Source organism: Pseudomonas sp. PL-6 (assembly GCF_054110165.1).
Genome location: NZ_CM134189.1, coordinates 4,598,601 through 4,613,685 on the forward strand (window position 1 = coordinate 4,598,601; position 15,085 = coordinate 4,613,685).

The window sequence follows — 15,085 nt, forward strand, 5'->3', positions numbered from 1 at the left end:
GGGCAACAAAAAACCGGGCACGAGGCCCGGTTCTTCGTACAACCAGCAACTTACTCGGCAGCTTCTACCGAACCGCCGACCGGACGGTCGACCAGTTCAACGTAAGCCATCGGAGCGTTGTCGCCAGCGCGGAAACCGCACTTGAGGATGCGCAGGTAGCCGCCGTTACGGGTGGCGTAGCGCTTGCCCAGATCGTTGAACAGCTTGCCGACGATGGCTTTCGAACGGGTACGGTCGAAGGCCAGACGACGGTTGGCAACGCTGTCTTCCTTGGCCAGGGTGATCAGCGGCTCGGCAACGCGACGCAGTTCCTTGGCTTTCGGCAGGGTAGTTTTGATCAGCTCGTGCTCGAACAGCGAGACCGCCATGTTCTGGAACATGGCCTTGCGGTGAGCGCTGGTGCGGCTGAGGTGACGGCCACTTTTACGATGACGCATGGTTCAATTCCTTACCAAACTTGTTCGTTCGGTGATGATGACGATCAGGCAGTGGCCTTATCGTCTTTCTTCAGACTTGCCGGCGGCCAGTTGTCGAGGCGCATACCGAGGGACAGACCGCGAGAAGCCAGAACATCCTTGATTTCGGTCAGGGATTTCTTGCCCAGGTTCGGGGTTTTGAGCAGCTCTACTTCGGTGCGCTGAATCAGATCGCCGATGTAGTAGATGTTCTCTGCCTTCAGGCAGTTGGCCGAACGTACGGTCAGTTCCAGGTCATCGACAGGACGCAGCAGGATCGGATCGATCTCGTCTTCCTGCTCGACCACTACCGGCTCGCTGTCGCCCTTGAGGTCGACGAACGCGGCCAGCTGCTGCTGCAGGATGGTCGCGGCACGACGGATGGCCTCTTCGGGGTCCAGAGTACCGTTGGTTTCCAGGTCGATGACCAGTTTGTCCAGGTTGGTGCGCTGCTCGACACGGGCGTTTTCCACCACGTAAGCAACCCGACGCACAGGGCTGAACGAAGCATCCAGCTGCAAGCGACCGATGCTGCGGCTTTCGTCCTCGTCGCTCTGACGCGCGTCAGCCGGCTCATAGCCGCGACCACGAGCTACGGTGAGCTTCATGTTCAGCGCGCCATTGGCGGCCAGGTTAGCGATGACGTGGTCGCCATTGACGATTTCGACATCGTGATCCAGCTGAATATCGGCAGCGGTAACGACGCCCGGGCCCTTCTTAGCCAGAGTCAGGGTCACTTCGTCACGGCCGTGCAGCTTGATAGCCAGACCTTTCAGGTTGAGCAGGATCTCGATGACATCTTCCTGCACACCTTCGATCGCGGAGTACTCGTGGAGTACACCGTCGATCTCGGCCTCGACTACTGCACAGCCAGGCATGGAGGACAACAGGATGCGACGCAGCGCATTGCCCAGGGTATGGCCGAAACCACGCTCGAGAGGCTCGAGGGTGATCTTGGCGCGGGTCGAACTGACCTCCTGCACATCGATGTGGCGGGGGGTCAGGAACTCATTTACCGAAATCTGCATGGATGCACCTATTTTCTAGCCCTTACTTGGAGTAGAGCTCGACAATCAGGCTCTCGTTGATGTCAGCGGACAGATCGCCACGAGCCGGTACGTTCTTGAACACACCAGACTTCTTCTCGGCGTCTACTTCGACCCACTCAACGCGGCCACGCTGGGCGCAGAGCTCAAGAGCCTGAACGATGCGCAGCTGGTTCTTCGATTTCTCGCGAACAGCAACGACGTCGCCAGCTTTAACCTGATAGGACGGTACGTTTACGGTCTGACCGTTGACGCTGATTGCTTTGTGCGAAACCAGCTGACGGGATTCGGCACGGGTAGCGCCAAAGCCCATACGGTAAACCACGTTATCCAGACGGCATTCCAGCAGCTGCAGCAGGTTTTCGCCGGTGGCGCCCTTCTGGCTGGCAGCTTGCTTGTAGTAACCGCTGAACTGACGCTCCAGCACGCCGTAGATACGACGGACTTTCTGCTTCTCACGCAGCTGGGTGCCGTAGTCGGACTGGCGACCGCGACGCTGACCGTGAATACCGGGAGCTGCTTCGATGTTGCACTTAGATTCAAGCGCGCGAACACCGCTCTTCAGGAAGAGATCGGTGCCTTCACGGCGAGACAGTTTGCACTTGGGACCAATGTAACGAGCCATTTCTCACTGTCTCCTGTTTACACGCGACGCTTCTTCGGCGGACGGCACCCGTTGTGCGGGATAGGCGTCACGTCGGTGATGCTGGCGATTTTGTAGCCGCAGGCGTTCAGAGCACGCACAGCGGATTCGCGACCCGGACCCGGGCCCTTGACGTTCACGTCGAGGTTCTTCAGGCCGTACTCCAGTGCAGCCTGACCAGCGCGCTCGGCGGCGATCTGGGCAGCGAACGGAGTGGACTTACGCGAGCCGCGGAAACCCGAACCACCCGAGGTAGCCCAGGACAGGGCGTTGCCCTGACGGTCGGTGATGGTCACGATGGTGTTGTTGAAAGACGCGTGGATGTGGGCGATGCCATCGACCACCGTCTTTTTGACTTTCTTACGAGTACGAGCAGCAGGTTTTGCCATGACTAAATTCCTGTCGATTCGCGAATGCGATTACTTGCGGATCGGCTTACGCGGGCCCTTACGGGTGCGAGCGTTGGTCTTGGTACGCTGACCGCGAACCGGCAGGCCTTTACGGTGGCGCAGGCCACGGTAGCAACCCAGATCCATCAAGCGCTTGATCTTCATATTCACTTCACGACGCAGGTCGCCTTCGGTATTCACCTTGGCTACTTCGCCACGCAGCTGTTCGATCTGCTCGTCAGTCAGATCCTTGATTTTCGCAGCCGGGTTTACACCGGTAGCGGCACAGATTTGCTGTGCGGTGGTGCGACCGACACCATAGATGTAGGTCAGCGAGATAACAGTGTGCTTGTTATCCGGAATGTTAACGCCTGCAATACGGGCCATTCAGTGGAACTCCAATTGACAGCTACCTACGCCCCGGAAGCCAAGAAATAGGGCGCGAGATATTAACGCTGTAGAAACGATTAATCAACCCGGCAGCGCACTAGCTGCCGGGCTTATCACGCGTGGTTCACACTCAGCCTTGGCGCTGCTTGTGACGCGGCTCTGCGCTGCAGATCACCCGCACGACACCTTCGCGACGGATAATTTTGCAGTTACGGCACAGCTTTTTCACCGATGCACGAACTTTCATTACCAACTCCTCGAACCTTACGGGTGGATCAGCGGAGCATGCCGCTGCCATAGCCCTTCAGGTTGGCTTTCTTCATCAGGGAATCGTACTGGTGAGACACGAGGTGCGATTGCACTTGGGACATGAAGTCCATGACAACCACGACCACGATCAGCAACGAGGTCCCGCCAAGGTAGAACGGAACGTTGGCCGCCACCACCAGGAACTGGGGCAGCAGGCACACGGCCGTCATGTACAGAGCACCGAACATGGTCAAGCGGGTCAGAACGCCATCGATATAGCGCGCCGACTGCTCGCCCGGACGGATGCCCGGAATAAAGGCACCGGACTTCTTCAGGTTTTCCGCTACGTCTTTCGGGTTGAACATCAGCGCCGTGTAGAAGAAGCAGAAGAAAATGATCCCTGCACTAAACAGCAGAATGTTCAACGGCTGACCAGGAGCGATCGCCTGCGAAATGTCCTGCAGCCAGCCCAGACCCTCGGACTGACCGAACCAGGCACCCAGCGAGGCCGGGAACAGCAGAAGGCTGCTGGCGAAAATGGCCGGGATGACCCCCGCCATGTTCACCTTCAACGGCAGGTGGCTGGTCTGCGCGGCGAAGACCTTGCGGCCCTGCTGACGCTTGGCGTAGTGCACCGCAATGCGACGCTGACCACGCTCGATGAACACCACGAAACCGATGATCGCTACTGCCAGCAGGCCGATGGCAATCAGGGCGAAGATGTTGATATCGCCCTGGCGCGCAGACTCGAAAGACTGCCCGATTGCCGACGGCAGACCGGCTACGATGCCTGCAAAAATCAGCATCGAGATACCGTTGCCGACACCGCGCTCGGTGATCTGCTCGCCCAACCACATCATGAACATCGCGCCCGCCACGAAGGTGGTGACCGCAACGAAGTGGAAGCCGAAATCGACCGAGAACGCCACGCCCTGACTGGCCAGACCAACGGACATGCCGATGGCCTGAACGAACGCCAGGACGAGAGTGCCGTAGCGGGTGTACTGGCTGATCTTGCGACGGCCAGCTTCACCTTCCTTCTTCAACTGCTCCAGCTGCGGGCTGACGGCGGTCATCAGCTGCATGATGATCGAGGCCGAGATGTACGGCATGATCCCCAGTGCAAAGATGCTCATCCGCTCCAGCGCGCCGCCGGAAAACATGTTGAACAAGCTAAGAATGGTCCCCTCATTCTGCCGGAACAGATCCGCCAGTCGGTCTGGGTTGATGCCAGGAACCGGGATGTGCGCACCTATCCGGTAGACGATGATCGCCATGAACAGGAAACGCAGACGAGCCCAGAGTTCGGACAACCCGCCACCTGCCAGCGCTGAGAGAGCACCTTGCTTAGCCATTTAGTCCTCGAACTTACCGCCAGCTGCTTCGATAGCCGCGCGCGCACCCTTGGTGGCGGCGATACCTTTCAGGGTGACCGCACGGGTGACCTCACCGGACAGCATGACTTTTACGCGCTGTACGTGTTGGCCGACCAGGTTGGCATCCTTCAGCGCCTGCAGAGTGACGACGCCTTCCACCTTGTTCAGCTCGGAGGTACGCACTTCGGCGCGATCCATAGCCTTCAGAGAGACGAAGCCGAACTTCGGCAGACGGCGGTGCAGCGGCTGCTGACCACCCTCGAAGCCCGGAGCGATGGAGCCACCGGAGCGGGAGGTCTGACCCTTGTGGCCGCGGCCACCGGTCTTGCCCAGACCGCTGCCGATACCACGGCCCGGACGGTGCTTCTCGCGACGGGCACCCGGCGCGGAACGCAGATCGTTCAGTTGCATGATTAACCCTCCACCTTCAGCAGGTAGTAAGCCTTGTTGATCATGCCGCGGTTTTCCGGAGTATCCAGAACCTCTACGGTGTGACCGATGCGACGCAGGCCGAGGCCCTTGACGCAAGCTTTGTGATTGGCCAGGCGGCCATTGGTGCTCTTGATCAGAGTCACTTTGACGGTATTAGCCATGGTTAGAGAATCTCCTCGACGCTCTTGCCACGCTTGGCTGCAACGGATTCCGGAGACTGCATGGTCTTCAGACCCTTGAAGGTGGCGTGAACCACGTTCACCGGGTTGGTCGAGCCGTAGCACTTGGCCAGAACGTTCTGCACACCCGCCACTTCCAGCACGGCACGCATGGCGCCGCCGGCGATGATGCCGGTACCTTCCGAAGCCGGCTGCATGTACACCTTGGAGGCGCCATGAGCGGACTTGATCGGGTACTGCAGAGTGGTGCCGTTCAGATCCACCTGGATCATGTTGCGACGCGCAGCTTCCATCGCCTTCTGGATGGCGGCCGGCACTTCGCGGGACTTGCCACGGCCGAAACCGACGCGACCCTTGCCATCACCCACCACGGTCAGCGCGGTGAAGGTGAAGATACGGCCACCCTTTACGGTCTTGGCAACGCGGTTAACCTGGACCAGCTTCTCGATATAGCCTTCGTCGCGCTTTTGGTCGTTATTTGCCATAACTTAGAACTCCAGCCCGCCTTCACGAGCAGCATCGGCCAGCGCCTTGACGCGACCGTGGTACTTGAAGCCAGAACGGTCGAATGCAACCTGAGTCACACCAGCGGCTTTCGCGCGCTCGGCAACCAGTTGACCTACTTTCTTGGCGGCGTCGACGTTGCCAGTGGCGCCATCACGCAGTGCTTTGTCCAAGGTCGAGGCACTGGCCAGAACCTTGCTGCCGTCGGCCGAAATGACCTGGGCGTAGATGTGTTGCGAAGAGCGGTACACGCACAGACGCACGGCTTCGAGCTCGTGCATTTTCAGGCGTGCTTTGCGAGCGCGACGCAGACGAGTAACTTTTTTGTCGGTCATATCTCAGCCCCTTACTTCTTCTTGGCTTCTTTACGACGGACGACTTCATCCGCGTAACGAACGCCTTTGCCCTTGTAAGGCTCAGGACGACGGAAGTCACGGATCTCCGCAGCCACCTGACCCACCAGTTGCTTGTCGATACCCTTGATCAGGATTTCGGTCTGGTTCGGGGTTTCGGCCACGACGCCTGCCGGCAGTTCGTAGTCGATCGGGTGGGAGAAGCCCAGCGCGAGGTTCAGCACCTGGCCTTTGGCTTGAGCTTTGTAGCCCACGCCGACCAGCTGCAGCTTGCGCTCGAAGCCCTGGCTGACGCCGATGACCATGTTGTTGACCAGAGCACGAGTGGTGCCGGCCATGGCGCGGTTCTGCTGATCGCCATTACGAGCGGCGAAACGCAGCTCGCTGCCTTCCTGGATCACTTCCACGGACGAGTGTACGTTCAGTTCGAGAGCGCCCTTGGCGCCCTTCACCGAGAGCTGCTGACCGGCGAGCTTGACCTCGACACCGGCAGGCAGCACTACGGGGTTCTTAGCAACGCGAGACATGCTTATCCCCCCTTAGAACACGGTGCAGAGCACTTCGCCGCCGACACCGGCAGCGCGCGCAGCGCGGTCCGTCATCACACCCTTGTTGGTGGAGACGATGGAGACACCGAGACCGCCGCGAACTTTCGGCAGATCGTCGACGGATTTGTACTGGCGAAGGCCGGGACGGCTCACGCGCTTGACTTCCTCGATGACCGGACGGCCTTCGAAGTACTTCAGCTCGATGGACAGCTGCGGCTTGGCTTCGCCGCTGATCTGATAACCCGCAATATAACCTTCGTCCTTCAGAACTTTGGCTACAGCCACCTTCAGTGTGGAAGACGGCATGCTTACGACGGACTTTTCAGCCATCTGGGCATTACGGATACGAGTTAGCATGTCCGCTAACGGGTCCTGCATACTCATGGGCTAGACGCTCCTGATACAAAAAGAACAGCCCGAAGGCTGTGGGATCATCCAAAAGCTCGGCATGCAAAATGCCAGGCTCAGGAGAGCCGGACATTCTAGAGACCGATCAAAAATGAATCAAGCCCCAAAAGGGGCTTGATTCGGATAAAACAAAGCCGGCGCGAGGCCGGCTCCGTTTCGACTTACCAGCTGGCTTTCACCAGACCCGGTACGTCGCCGCGCATGGCGGCTTCACGCAGCTTGTTACGCGACAGACCGAACTTGCGGTAAACGCCGTGCGGACGGCCAGTGATGCGGCAGCGGTTACGCAGGCGCGAGGCGCTGGCGTCACGCGGCTGCTTCTGCAGAGCGACCTGGGCTTCCCAACGCGCTTCCGGACTGGTGTTCGGATTGGCGATGGTGGCTTTCAGCTCGGCACGCTTCTTGGCGTACTTGGCAACCGTTTGCTGACGCTTCAGCTCGCGGTTCTTCATGCTTGTCTTGGCCATGTTCCAGACTCCGATCAGTTGCGGAACGGGAAGTTGAAAGCACGCAGCAGGGCGCGGCCTTCATCATCGTTACGGGCAGTGGTAGTCAGGGTGATGTCCAGACCACGCAGCGCATCGATTTTGTCGTAATCGATTTCCGGGAAGATGATCTGCTCTTTCACGCCCATGCTGTAGTTGCCGCGGCCGTCGAAGGACTTGGCATTCAGGCCGCGGAAGTCACGCACGCGCGGCAGGGAGATGGACAGCAGACGATCCAGGAACTCGTACATACGCTCGCGACGCAGAGTGACCTTGACGCCAATCGGCCAACCTTCACGAACCTTGAAACCGGCGATCGATTTGCGGGCATGAGTCACGACGACTTTCTGACCGGTGATCTTCTCGAGGTCGGCAACCGCGTTCTCGATGACTTTCTTGTCACCGATCGCTTCGCCCAGGCCCATGTTCAGGGTGATCTTGGTGATGCGCGGAACTTCCATCACGTTCGCCAGCTTCAGTTCTTCCTTCAGCTTGGGCGCGATTTCCTTCCGGTAAATCTCTTTCAGTCGTGCCATGGTGTTTTACCTATGATTCTCAAGCGCCAACCGGCTTCTGGGTGGACTTGAAGACACGAATTTTCTTGCCGTCTTCGATCTTGAAGCCAACGCGGTCAGCCTTGTTGGTCTCAGAGTTGAAGATGGCAACGTTGGAAGCGTGCAGCGGCGCTTCTTTCTCGACGATACCGCCTTGAACGCCCGACATCGGGTTCGGCTTGGTATGGCGCTTCACCAGGTTGATGCCGCCAACGACCAGACGGTCGTCAGCGAGAACCTTGAGCACCTTGCCACGCTTACCTTTGTCTTTGCCGGCGATCACGATGATCTCGTCGTCACGACGAATCTTTTGCATGTCGGATCTCCTTAAAGCACTTCAGGGGCGAGCGAGACGATCTTCATGAACTTCTCGGAACGCAGTTCACGGGTCACTGGCCCGAAGATACGGGTACCGATCGGCTCCTGCTTGTTGTTCAGCAGAACAGCAGCGTTGCCGTCGAAGCGGATGATCGAGCCGTCGGCACGGCGAACGCCGTGACGGGTACGAACGACCACTGCGGTCATGACCTGACCTTTCTTCACTTTGCCGCGCGGAATTGCTTCCTTGACGGTGACCTTGATGATGTCGCCGATGCCGGCGTAGCGACGATGAGAGCCGCCCAGCACCTTGATGCACATGACGCGACGTGCACCGCTGTTGTCAGCCACATCGAGCATGGATTGAGTCTGAATCATAAAATTTCTCCGACCCCTAGCCCTTAGACTTCGACTGCGCGTTCGAGGACTTCAACCAGGGCCCAAGACTTGGTCTTGGCCAGCGGACGGGTTTCACGGATGGAAACCTTGTCGCCGATGTGGCACTGGTTGTTCTCGTCGTGCGCGTGCAGCTTGGTCGAACGCTTGACGTATTTACCGTAGATCGGGTGCTTGACGCGACGCTCGATCAGAACGGTGATGGTCTTGTCCATCTTGTCGCTGACAACACGGCCGGTCAGCGTACGGACTGTTTTTTCGGCTTCAGCCATGATCACTTACCTGCCTGCTGGTTGAGCACAGTTTTCACACGAGCGATGTCGCGCTTAACTTGCGAGAGCAGGTGAGACTGCCCCAACTGGCCAGTTGCCTTCTGCATACGCAGATTGAACTGGTCGCGCAGCAGGCCGAGCAGTTGCTCGTTCAGCTGCTGTGCGGTTTTTTCACGAAGTTCGGTCGCTTTCATCACATCACCGTCCGCTTAACAAAGGTGGTGGCGAGCGGCAGCTTTGCAGCAGCCAGGGCGAAAGCCTCACGCGCCAGCTCTTCGGAAACGCCTTCGATCTCGTACAGGACCTTGCCTGGCTGGATCTGGGCTACCCAGTATTCGACGCCACCCTTACCTTTACCCATCCGCACTTCGAGAGGCTTCTTGGTAACCGGCTTGTCCGGGAACACGCGAATCCAGATCTTGCCGCCCCGCTTGACGTGACGAGTCAGAGCACGACGAGCGGACTCGATCTGACGGGCGGTGAGACGACCGCGGGCGACAGACTTCAGCGCGAACTCGCCGAAGCTGACCTTGCTACCGCGCTGAGCCAGACCACGGTTGTGGCCGGTCATCTGCTTGCGGAACTTCGTACGCTTTGGTTGCAACATTTTGCGTACCCCTTACTTAGCAGCTTTTTTACGAGGAGCGGGTGCTTGCGGCTTCAGCTCTTCCTGGCGACCACCAATCACTTCGCCTTTGAAGATCCAAACCTTGACACCAATCACACCGTAGGTGGTGTGCGCTTCGTAGGTGGCGTAATCGATATCGGCACGCAGGGTGTGCAGCGGCACACGACCTTCGCGATACCACTCGGTACGGGCGATTTCAGCGCCGCCGAGACGACCACTCACCTGGATCTTGATGCCCTTGGCACCAATGCGCATGGCGTTCTGTACAGCGCGCTTCATGGCGCGACGGAACATAACGCGACGCTCCAGCTGCTGAGCTACGCTCTGCGCAACCAGCATACCGTCGAGCTCCGGCTTGCGGATCTCTTCGATGTTGATGTGCACCGGCACACCCATTTGCTTGGTCAGGTCCTGACGCAGCTTCTCAACATCTTCACCTTTCTTGCCGATCACGATGCCGGGACGAGCGGTGTGGATGGTGATGCGTGCGGTTTGTGCCGGACGAGCGATGTCGATACGGCTTACGGACGCGCTTTTTAGTTTGTCTTGCAGGTATGCACGAACCTTCAGGTCGGCATTCAGGTAGTCGGCGTAATTGCGACCATCTGCATACCAGACCGAGGTGTGATCCTTGACGATTCCCAGGCGGATGCCAACGGGATGTACTTTCTGACCCATCTGATCGACTCCGTTACTTGTCCGCAACCTTGACAGTGATATGGCAAGACCGCTTGACGATGCGATCAGCACGGCCTTTGGCACGCGGCATGATGCGCTTAAGCGAACGCCCTTCGTTGACGAAAACGGTGCTGACCTTCAGGTCATCGACGTCTGCGCCTTCGTTGTGCTCGGCGTTGGCAACGGCCGACTCCAGCACTTTCTTCATGATCTCGGCGGCTTTCTTGCTGCTGAAAGCCAGGAGGTTGAGCGCTTCGCCCACCTTCTTCCCGCGGATCTGGTCGGCGACCAAGCGGGCTTTCTGGGCGGAGATGCGAGCGCCCGACAACTTAGCGGCTACTTCCATTTCCTTACCCCTTAACGCTTGGCTTTCTTGTCGGCCACGTGACCACGATAGGTACGGGTGCCGGCAAATTCGCCCAGTTTGTGGCCGACCATGTCTTCGTTCACGAGGACCGGGACATGTTGACGACCGTTATGCACAGCGATGGTCAGACCGACCATCTGCGGCAGGATCATGGAACGGCGCGACCAGGTTTTAACCGGCTTGCGATCGTTCTTTTCCACCGCCGCTTCGACCTTCTTCAGTAGGTGAAGATCGATAAAAGGACCTTTTTTCAGAGAACGTGGCACTGTCGTATCCCTCTATTTACTTGCGACGACGGACGATCATGTTGTCGGTGCGCTTGTTAGCACGGGTCTTCGCGCCCTTGGTCGGGAAGCCCCATGGCGACACCGGATGACGACCACCGGAGGTACGACCCTCACCACCACCGTGCGGGTGATCAACCGGGTTCATGGCAACACCACGAACGGTCGGACGAACACCGCGCCAGCGCTTGGCACCGGCCTTACCCAGCGAACGCAGGCTGTGCTCGGAGTTCGAGACTTCGCCCAGGGTCGCACGGCACTCGGCCAGGACTTTGCGCATTTCGCCGGAGCGCAGACGCAGAGTCACATAGGCACCTTCACGGGCGATCAGCTGCGCGGAAGCGCCAGCGGAACGCGCGATCTGTGCGCCTTTGCCCGGCTTCAGCTCGATACCGTGAACGGTCGAACCCACCGGAATGTTGCGCAGCTGCAGGCTGTTGCCCGGCTTGATCGGCGCCATGTTGCCGGCTACCAGCTGGTCGCCAGCGCTCACGCCCTTCGGCGCGATGATGTAGCGACGCTCACCGTCGGCATACTTCAGCAGAGCGATGTGAGCAGTACGGTTCGGATCGTATTCCACGCGCTCGACGGTGGCCGGAATGCCATCCTTGTCGTTGCGACGGAAGTCGACCAGACGGTAATGCTGCTTGTGACCACCACCAACGTGACGCGTGGTGATACGGCCGTTGTTGTTACGACCGCCGGACTTCGACTTCTTCTCGAGCAGCGGAGCGTACGGAGCGCCTTTGTGCAGCTCCTGGTTGACCACCTTGACCACAAAACGGCGGCCAGCGGAAGTCGGTTTGCACTTAACGATTGCCATGATGCACCCCTTCCTTACTCAGCACTGCTGGTGAAATCGAGATCTTGGCCCGGCTGAAGGGAGATAACTGCCTTCTTCCAGTCGTTACGCTTGCCCAGACCGCGAGCGGTGCGCTTGCTCTTGCCCAGAACGTTCTGGGTAGTGACGCGCTCAACCTTCACGCTGAACAGGCTTTCGACGGCCTTCTTGATTTCCAGCTTGGTCGCATCGGTAGCGACCTTGAAAACGAACTGACCTTGCTTGTCAGCCAGAACCGTGGCCTTCTCGGAGATGTGCGGGCCAAGCAGCACTTTGAATACGCGTTCCTGGTTCATCCCAGCAGCTCCTCGAATTTCTTCACGGCCGAAACGGTGACCAGCACCTTTTCGTACGCGATCAGGCTGACCGGATCGGAACCCTGAACGTCGCGAACGTCGACGTGCGGCAGGTTGCGGGCAGCCAGGTACAGATTCTGATCAACAGCATCGGACACGATCAGAACATCGTTCAGACCCATGCCGTTCAGCTTGGCCAACAGGGTCTTGGTCTTCGGCGCATCAACGGCGAAGTCTTCGACCACGACCAGACGGTCGGTACGCACCAGCTCAGCAAGGATGGAGCGCAGAGCTGCGCGGTACATCTTCTTGTTCAGCTTTTGCTCATGGTTGCGGGTGGACGCTGCGAAGGTCACACCACCGCCACGCCAGATCGGACCACGAGTGGTACCGGCACGGGCACGACCGGTGCCCTTCTGACGCCACGGGCGCTTGCCGCCACCGGAAACGTCGGAACGGGACTTCTGGCCTTTGGTGCCCTGACGGCCGCCGGCCATGTAGGCCACGACTGCTTGGTGAACCAGGGTCTCGTTGAACTCGCCACCGAAGGTCGCATCGGACACTTCGATCGCCTGAGCGCCATTTACATTCAATTGCATCTCAGATTCTCCCCTTACGCCTTGACAGCCGGACGAACGATAACGTCGCCGCCAGTAGCGCCCGGAACGGCACCCTTGACCAGCAGCAGGTTACGCTCGGCGTCTACGCGAATGACTTCCAGGGACTGCACGGTCACGCGCTCAGCGCCCATATGACCGGACATCTTTTTGCCCTTGAATACACGACCCGGGGTCTGGCACTGGCCGATGGAACCCGGCACACGGTGAGAAACGGAGTTACCGTGAGTGTTGTCCTGGCCGCGGAAGTTCCAACGCTTGATGGTACCGGCGAAGCCTTTACCTTTGGACTGACCGGTGACATCCACCAGTTGACCAGCTTGGAAAATTTCAGCGTTGATCAGATCGCCGGCCTGGTAGTCGCCTTCTTCAAGACGGAATTCCAGAACGGTACGACCTGCCGCGACGTTCGCCTTGGCGAAGTGACCGGCCTGAGCCTTGCTGACGCGCGAGGCGCGACGCTCGCCGACAGTGACCTGCACTGCACGGTAGCCATCGGACTCCTCGTTTTTGAACTGGGTGACGCGATTCGGCTCGATCTCGATGACCGTGACCGGAATGGAGACACCTTCTTCGGTGAAAATGCGGGTCATGCCGCACTTACGACCGACTACACCAATAGTCATGTTGTAAACCTCATGAGTGTACGGGGCTTTCACCCGCTATGGCCGCCCATTTCAGAGCGTTACACGACTAAAACCGCCAGGTTTTAGCCGAGGCTGATCTGCACTTCCACGCCTGCCGCAAGGTCGAGCTTCATCAGCGCGTCGACGGTTTTGTCCGTCGGCTGAACGATGTCCAGCACACGCTTATGAGTGCGGATTTCGTACTGATCGCGCGCGTCTTTGTTGACGTGCGGAGAAATCAGAACGGTGTACCGCTCCTTACGAGTAGGCAGAGGAATCGGACCACGCACCTGAGCACCAGTACGTTTCGCGGTTTCCACGATTTCCTGGGTAGATTGATCGATCAGGCGATGGTCAAAAGCCTTCAACCGAATACGGATTTGTTGGTTTTGCATTTTGACCTCAGATTCCAAGCTGCTAATCCCTGCGGACGGACTACGCCCGCCGAAAGGAGGCGCAATTGTACGGATGGCCCCAGGGGGTGTCAACTTTTAACCAGTTCAAAAGAAAAGGGCCCCGAAGGGCCCTTTTCTCTTTAACGGATCAACCGATTACTCGACGATCTTGGCAACCACGCCGGCGCCGACGGTACGACCGCCTTCGCGGATCGCGAAGCGCAGGCCGTCTTCCATGGCGATCGGCTTGATCAGGGTGACAACCATCTTGATGTTGTCGCCCGGCATTACCATCTCAACGCCTTCCGGCAGTTCGCACGAACCGGTCACGTCGGTGGTACGGAAGTAGAACTGCGGACGGTAGCCCTTGAAGAACGGGGTGTGACGACCACCTTCTTCCTTGGACAGCACGTACACTTCAGCTTCGAACTTGGTGTGCGGCTTGATGGTGCCCGGCTTGGCCAGAACCTGACCACGCTCGACTTCATCACGCTTGGTGCCGCGCAGCAGCACGCCGCAGTTCTCGCCAGCACGACCTTCGTCCAGCAGCTTGCGGAACATCTCCACGCCAGTGCAGGTGGTCTTGGTGGTCGGACGCAGACCGACGATTTCGATTTCTTCCTGGATCTTGACGATACCGCGCTCGACACGACCGGTTACCACGGTACCGCGGCCGGAGATCGAGAACACGTCTTCGATCGGCATCAGGAACGGACGGTCGATGGCACGCACCGGCTCGGGGATGTAGGTATCCAGAGTCTCAACCAGCTTCTTGACGGCAGTGGTGCCCAGCTCGTTGTCGTCCTGACCGTTCAGCGCCATCAGCGCGGAACCGATGATGATCGGGGTGTCGTCGCCCGGGAAATCGTAAGTGCTGAGCAGGTCGCGCACTTCCATTTCCACCAGCTCCAGCAGCTCGGCGTCGTCGACCATGTCGGCCTTGTTCAGGAACACGACGATGTAGGGTACGCCAACCTGACGAGACAGCAGGATGTGCTCGCGGGTTTGCGGCATGGGGCCGTCGGCAGCCGAGCAGACCAGGATCGCGCCGTCCATCTGGGCAGCACCGGTGATCATGTTCTTCACGTAGTCGGCGTGACCCGGGCAGTCAACGTGCGCGTAGTGACGAATGTTGGAGTCGTACTCGACGTGCGCGGTGTTGATGGTGATACCACGAGCCTTTTCTTCCGGGGCGCTGTCGATCTTGTCGAAATCAACGCGAGCGGAACCGAAAACCTCGGAGCACACACGGGTCAGAGCAGCGGTCAGAGTGGTTTTACCGTGGTCAACGTGACCGATGGTGCCGACGTTGACGTGCGGTTTGTTACGTTCAAATTTTTCTTTAGCCACGACAGT

At 58.8% G+C, this 15,085-nt stretch carries 29 protein-coding genes; all 29 read right to left on the bottom strand.

The genetic code is table 11. The annotated features are described in order from the left end of the window. Nucleotides 1-50: 50 nt before the first annotated feature. The 29 genes from rplQ to tuf all read right to left on the bottom strand — a co-directional run bounded on the left by rplQ (nucleotide 51) and on the right by tuf (nucleotide 15,079). Nucleotides 51-437 (bottom strand): 50S ribosomal protein L17, encoded by a 387-nt coding sequence (gene rplQ, locus ACW9UL_RS20065; protein ID WP_003243945.1) that lies wholly within the window; start codon nucleotides 435-437, stop codon nucleotides 51-53. A 44-nt stretch (nucleotides 438-481) separates the two neighbouring features. Then, the gene (locus ACW9UL_RS20070; RefSeq protein ID WP_021444321.1) at nucleotides 482-1,483 is read right to left on the bottom strand and encodes a DNA-directed RNA polymerase subunit alpha; all 1,002 of its coding nucleotides are present in this window, start codon (nucleotides 1,481-1,483) and stop codon (nucleotides 482-484) included. Between the two features lie 22 nt (nucleotides 1,484-1,505). Then, the gene (gene rpsD, locus ACW9UL_RS20075) at nucleotides 1,506-2,126 is read right to left on the bottom strand and encodes a 30S ribosomal protein S4 (RefSeq protein WP_021444322.1); all 621 of its coding nucleotides are present in this window, start codon (nucleotides 2,124-2,126) and stop codon (nucleotides 1,506-1,508) included. 17 nt (nucleotides 2,127-2,143) lie between these two features. Next, complete coding sequence (gene rpsK, locus ACW9UL_RS20080; RefSeq protein ID WP_003243933.1) at nucleotides 2,144-2,533, bottom strand: 30S ribosomal protein S11; 390 nt, start codon at nucleotides 2,531-2,533, stop codon at nucleotides 2,144-2,146. Between the two features lie 30 nt (nucleotides 2,534-2,563). Continuing rightward, nucleotides 2,564-2,920: a 30S ribosomal protein S13 gene (gene rpsM / locus ACW9UL_RS20085; protein ID WP_021444323.1), complete on the bottom strand. Its 357-nt coding sequence runs from the start codon at nucleotides 2,918-2,920 to the stop codon at nucleotides 2,564-2,566. Nucleotides 2,921-3,053: 133 nt separating this feature from the next. Beyond that, a complete protein-coding gene (rpmJ, locus tag ACW9UL_RS20090; RefSeq protein ID WP_002555468.1) occupies nucleotides 3,054-3,170 on the bottom strand; it encodes a 50S ribosomal protein L36 in 117 nt (38 codons plus the stop codon). A gap of 28 nt (nucleotides 3,171-3,198) precedes the next feature. Continuing rightward, entirely contained in the window at nucleotides 3,199-4,527 is a 1,329-nt protein-coding gene (gene secY / locus ACW9UL_RS20095; RefSeq protein WP_031303184.1) for a preprotein translocase subunit SecY, read from the bottom strand. Continuing rightward, nucleotides 4,528-4,959, bottom strand: coding sequence for a 50S ribosomal protein L15 (gene rplO, locus ACW9UL_RS20100; RefSeq protein WP_013717341.1), 432 nt, complete (start codon nucleotides 4,957-4,959; stop codon nucleotides 4,528-4,530). It lies immediately after the preceding gene. A gap of 2 nt (nucleotides 4,960-4,961) precedes the next feature. After that, nucleotides 4,962-5,141: a 50S ribosomal protein L30 gene (gene rpmD / locus ACW9UL_RS20105; RefSeq protein ID WP_003243922.1), complete on the bottom strand. Its 180-nt coding sequence runs from the start codon at nucleotides 5,139-5,141 to the stop codon at nucleotides 4,962-4,964. A gap of 2 nt (nucleotides 5,142-5,143) precedes the next feature. Then, complete coding sequence (gene rpsE / locus ACW9UL_RS20110; protein ID WP_003243920.1) at nucleotides 5,144-5,644, bottom strand: 30S ribosomal protein S5; 501 nt, start codon at nucleotides 5,642-5,644, stop codon at nucleotides 5,144-5,146. A gap of 3 nt (nucleotides 5,645-5,647) precedes the next feature. Next, nucleotides 5,648-5,998, bottom strand: coding sequence for a 50S ribosomal protein L18 (gene rplR, locus ACW9UL_RS20115; RefSeq protein ID WP_003243919.1), 351 nt, complete (start codon nucleotides 5,996-5,998; stop codon nucleotides 5,648-5,650). Between the two features lie 11 nt (nucleotides 5,999-6,009). Continuing rightward, nucleotides 6,010-6,543 carry a 50S ribosomal protein L6 gene (gene rplF / locus ACW9UL_RS20120; RefSeq protein WP_021444325.1) on the bottom strand — a complete coding sequence of 178 codons (534 nt, stop codon included), beginning with the start codon at nucleotides 6,541-6,543 and terminating at the stop codon, nucleotides 6,010-6,012. Between the two features lie 12 nt (nucleotides 6,544-6,555). Beyond that, nucleotides 6,556-6,948 (bottom strand): 30S ribosomal protein S8, encoded by a 393-nt coding sequence (rpsH, locus tag ACW9UL_RS20125; protein WP_013789766.1) that lies wholly within the window; start codon nucleotides 6,946-6,948, stop codon nucleotides 6,556-6,558. A gap of 185 nt (nucleotides 6,949-7,133) precedes the next feature. Next, nucleotides 7,134-7,439, bottom strand: coding sequence for a 30S ribosomal protein S14 (gene rpsN / locus ACW9UL_RS20130; RefSeq protein WP_003463288.1), 306 nt, complete (start codon nucleotides 7,437-7,439; stop codon nucleotides 7,134-7,136). Between the two features lie 14 nt (nucleotides 7,440-7,453). Next, complete coding sequence (gene rplE, locus ACW9UL_RS20135; protein ID WP_003243911.1) at nucleotides 7,454-7,993, bottom strand: 50S ribosomal protein L5; 540 nt, start codon at nucleotides 7,991-7,993, stop codon at nucleotides 7,454-7,456. Nucleotides 7,994-8,012: 19 nt separating this feature from the next. Beyond that, nucleotides 8,013-8,327, bottom strand: a complete 315-nt coding sequence (rplX, locus tag ACW9UL_RS20140) for a 50S ribosomal protein L24 (RefSeq protein WP_003243909.1) — start codon at nucleotides 8,325-8,327, stop codon at nucleotides 8,013-8,015. A gap of 11 nt (nucleotides 8,328-8,338) precedes the next feature. Continuing rightward, the gene (rplN, locus tag ACW9UL_RS20145; protein WP_003243907.1) at nucleotides 8,339-8,707 is read right to left on the bottom strand and encodes a 50S ribosomal protein L14; all 369 of its coding nucleotides are present in this window, start codon (nucleotides 8,705-8,707) and stop codon (nucleotides 8,339-8,341) included. A gap of 23 nt (nucleotides 8,708-8,730) precedes the next feature. Continuing rightward, on the bottom strand, nucleotides 8,731-8,997 hold the full coding sequence (gene rpsQ, locus ACW9UL_RS20150) for a 30S ribosomal protein S17 (RefSeq protein WP_031303185.1): 267 nt from the start codon (nucleotides 8,995-8,997) through the stop codon (nucleotides 8,731-8,733). A gap of 2 nt (nucleotides 8,998-8,999) precedes the next feature. Further along, nucleotides 9,000-9,191 carry a 50S ribosomal protein L29 gene (gene rpmC, locus ACW9UL_RS20155; protein ID WP_003463299.1) on the bottom strand — a complete coding sequence of 64 codons (192 nt, stop codon included), beginning with the start codon at nucleotides 9,189-9,191 and terminating at the stop codon, nucleotides 9,000-9,002. Beyond that, on the bottom strand, nucleotides 9,191-9,604 hold the full coding sequence (gene rplP, locus ACW9UL_RS20160) for a 50S ribosomal protein L16 (protein WP_003243901.1): 414 nt from the start codon (nucleotides 9,602-9,604) through the stop codon (nucleotides 9,191-9,193). The genes rpmC and rplP overlap by 1 nt, the downstream gene beginning before the upstream one ends. A 12-nt stretch (nucleotides 9,605-9,616) precedes the next feature. Continuing rightward, nucleotides 9,617-10,303 (bottom strand): 30S ribosomal protein S3, encoded by a 687-nt coding sequence (gene rpsC, locus ACW9UL_RS20165; RefSeq protein ID WP_021444327.1) that lies wholly within the window; start codon nucleotides 10,301-10,303, stop codon nucleotides 9,617-9,619. A 13-nt stretch (nucleotides 10,304-10,316) separates the two neighbouring features. Beyond that, the gene (gene rplV, locus ACW9UL_RS20170) at nucleotides 10,317-10,649 is read right to left on the bottom strand and encodes a 50S ribosomal protein L22 (protein ID WP_003103908.1); all 333 of its coding nucleotides are present in this window, start codon (nucleotides 10,647-10,649) and stop codon (nucleotides 10,317-10,319) included. Between the two features lie 11 nt (nucleotides 10,650-10,660). Next, nucleotides 10,661-10,936, bottom strand: a complete 276-nt coding sequence (gene rpsS / locus ACW9UL_RS20175; RefSeq protein ID WP_031303186.1) for a 30S ribosomal protein S19 — start codon at nucleotides 10,934-10,936, stop codon at nucleotides 10,661-10,663. A gap of 16 nt (nucleotides 10,937-10,952) precedes the next feature. Further along, nucleotides 10,953-11,777: a 50S ribosomal protein L2 gene (gene rplB / locus ACW9UL_RS20180; protein ID WP_021444330.1), complete on the bottom strand. Its 825-nt coding sequence runs from the start codon at nucleotides 11,775-11,777 to the stop codon at nucleotides 10,953-10,955. A gap of 14 nt (nucleotides 11,778-11,791) precedes the next feature. Next, the gene (gene rplW / locus ACW9UL_RS20185) at nucleotides 11,792-12,091 is read right to left on the bottom strand and encodes a 50S ribosomal protein L23 (RefSeq protein WP_021444331.1); all 300 of its coding nucleotides are present in this window, start codon (nucleotides 12,089-12,091) and stop codon (nucleotides 11,792-11,794) included. Next, complete coding sequence (gene rplD, locus ACW9UL_RS20190; RefSeq protein WP_021444332.1) at nucleotides 12,088-12,690, bottom strand: 50S ribosomal protein L4; 603 nt, start codon at nucleotides 12,688-12,690, stop codon at nucleotides 12,088-12,090. Before rplD ends, rplW begins: the two co-directional genes overlap by 4 nt. A gap of 14 nt (nucleotides 12,691-12,704) precedes the next feature. Then, nucleotides 12,705-13,334, bottom strand: a complete 630-nt coding sequence (gene rplC, locus ACW9UL_RS20195; protein ID WP_122108897.1) for a 50S ribosomal protein L3 — start codon at nucleotides 13,332-13,334, stop codon at nucleotides 12,705-12,707. Between the two features lie 83 nt (nucleotides 13,335-13,417). Further along, nucleotides 13,418-13,729 carry a 30S ribosomal protein S10 gene (gene rpsJ / locus ACW9UL_RS20200; protein ID WP_003243886.1) on the bottom strand — a complete coding sequence of 104 codons (312 nt, stop codon included), beginning with the start codon at nucleotides 13,727-13,729 and terminating at the stop codon, nucleotides 13,418-13,420. A 156-nt stretch (nucleotides 13,730-13,885) separates the two neighbouring features. Beyond that, a complete protein-coding gene (gene tuf / locus ACW9UL_RS20205; RefSeq protein ID WP_397497818.1) occupies nucleotides 13,886-15,079 on the bottom strand; it encodes an elongation factor Tu in 1,194 nt (397 codons plus the stop codon). Nucleotides 15,080-15,085: the final 6 nt, after the last annotated feature.

Bases quoted from the DNA above. Each gene is read 5' to 3' on its own strand.
- rpmC (WP_003463299.1), bottom strand. From the start codon at position 9,191: ATGAAAGCGACCGAACTTCGTGAAAAAACCGCACAGCAGCTGAACGAG.
- rpsD (WP_021444322.1), bottom strand. From the start codon at position 2,126: ATGGCTCGTTACATTGGTCCCAAGTGCAAACTGTCTCGCCGTGAAGGC.
- rplO (WP_013717341.1), bottom strand. From the start codon at position 4,959: ATGCAACTGAACGATCTGCGTTCCGCGCCGGGTGCCCGTCGCGAGAAG.
- rpmD (WP_003243922.1), bottom strand. From the start codon at position 5,141: ATGGCTAATACCGTCAAAGTGACTCTGATCAAGAGCACCAATGGCCGC.
- secY (WP_031303184.1), bottom strand. From the start codon at position 4,527: ATGGCTAAGCAAGGTGCTCTCTCAGCGCTGGCAGGTGGCGGGTTGTCC.
- rplQ (WP_003243945.1), bottom strand. From the start codon at position 437: ATGCGTCATCGTAAAAGTGGCCGTCACCTCAGCCGCACCAGCGCTCAC.
- rplP (WP_003243901.1), bottom strand. From the start codon at position 9,604: ATGTTGCAACCAAAGCGTACGAAGTTCCGCAAGCAGATGACCGGCCAC.
- rpsE (WP_003243920.1), bottom strand. From the start codon at position 5,644: ATGGCAAATAACGACCAAAAGCGCGACGAAGGCTATATCGAGAAGCTG.
- rplX (WP_003243909.1), bottom strand. From the start codon at position 8,327: ATGCAAAAGATTCGTCGTGACGACGAGATCATCGTGATCGCCGGCAAA.
- rplD (WP_021444332.1), bottom strand. From the start codon at position 12,690: ATGCAATTGAATGTAAATGGCGCTCAGGCGATCGAAGTGTCCGATGCG.
- rplE (WP_003243911.1), bottom strand. From the start codon at position 7,993: ATGGCACGACTGAAAGAGATTTACCGGAAGGAAATCGCGCCCAAGCTG.
- rpsC (WP_021444327.1), bottom strand. From the start codon at position 10,303: ATGGGTCAGAAAGTACATCCCGTTGGCATCCGCCTGGGAATCGTCAAG.
- rpsM (WP_021444323.1), bottom strand. From the start codon at position 2,920: ATGGCCCGTATTGCAGGCGTTAACATTCCGGATAACAAGCACACTGTT.
- rplR (WP_003243919.1), bottom strand. From the start codon at position 5,998: ATGACCGACAAAAAAGTTACTCGTCTGCGTCGCGCTCGCAAAGCACGC.
- rpsQ (WP_031303185.1), bottom strand. From the start codon at position 8,997: ATGGCTGAAGCCGAAAAAACAGTCCGTACGCTGACCGGCCGTGTTGTC.
- rplN (WP_003243907.1), bottom strand. From the start codon at position 8,707: ATGATTCAGACTCAATCCATGCTCGATGTGGCTGACAACAGCGGTGCA.
- rpsK (WP_003243933.1), bottom strand. From the start codon at position 2,533: ATGGCAAAACCTGCTGCTCGTACTCGTAAGAAAGTCAAAAAGACGGTG.
- rplB (WP_021444330.1), bottom strand. From the start codon at position 11,777: ATGGCAATCGTTAAGTGCAAACCGACTTCCGCTGGCCGCCGTTTTGTG.
- rplC (WP_122108897.1), bottom strand. From the start codon at position 13,334: ATGACTATTGGTGTAGTCGGTCGTAAGTGCGGCATGACCCGCATTTTC.
- rplV (WP_003103908.1), bottom strand. From the start codon at position 10,649: ATGGAAGTAGCCGCTAAGTTGTCGGGCGCTCGCATCTCCGCCCAGAAA.
- rpsH (WP_013789766.1), bottom strand. From the start codon at position 6,948: ATGAGTATGCAGGACCCGTTAGCGGACATGCTAACTCGTATCCGTAAT.
- ACW9UL_RS20070 (WP_021444321.1), bottom strand. From the start codon at position 1,483: ATGCAGATTTCGGTAAATGAGTTCCTGACCCCCCGCCACATCGATGTG.
- rpsN (WP_003463288.1), bottom strand. From the start codon at position 7,439: ATGGCCAAGACAAGCATGAAGAACCGCGAGCTGAAGCGTCAGCAAACG.
- rpsJ (WP_003243886.1), bottom strand. From the start codon at position 13,729: ATGCAAAACCAACAAATCCGTATTCGGTTGAAGGCTTTTGACCATCGC.
- rplW (WP_021444331.1), bottom strand. From the start codon at position 12,091: ATGAACCAGGAACGCGTATTCAAAGTGCTGCTTGGCCCGCACATCTCC.
- rplF (WP_021444325.1), bottom strand. From the start codon at position 6,543: ATGTCTCGCGTTGCTAAGAACCCCGTAGTGCTGCCTGCCGGTGTCGAG.
- rpmJ (WP_002555468.1), bottom strand. From the start codon at position 3,170: ATGAAAGTTCGTGCATCGGTGAAAAAGCTGTGCCGTAACTGCAAAATT.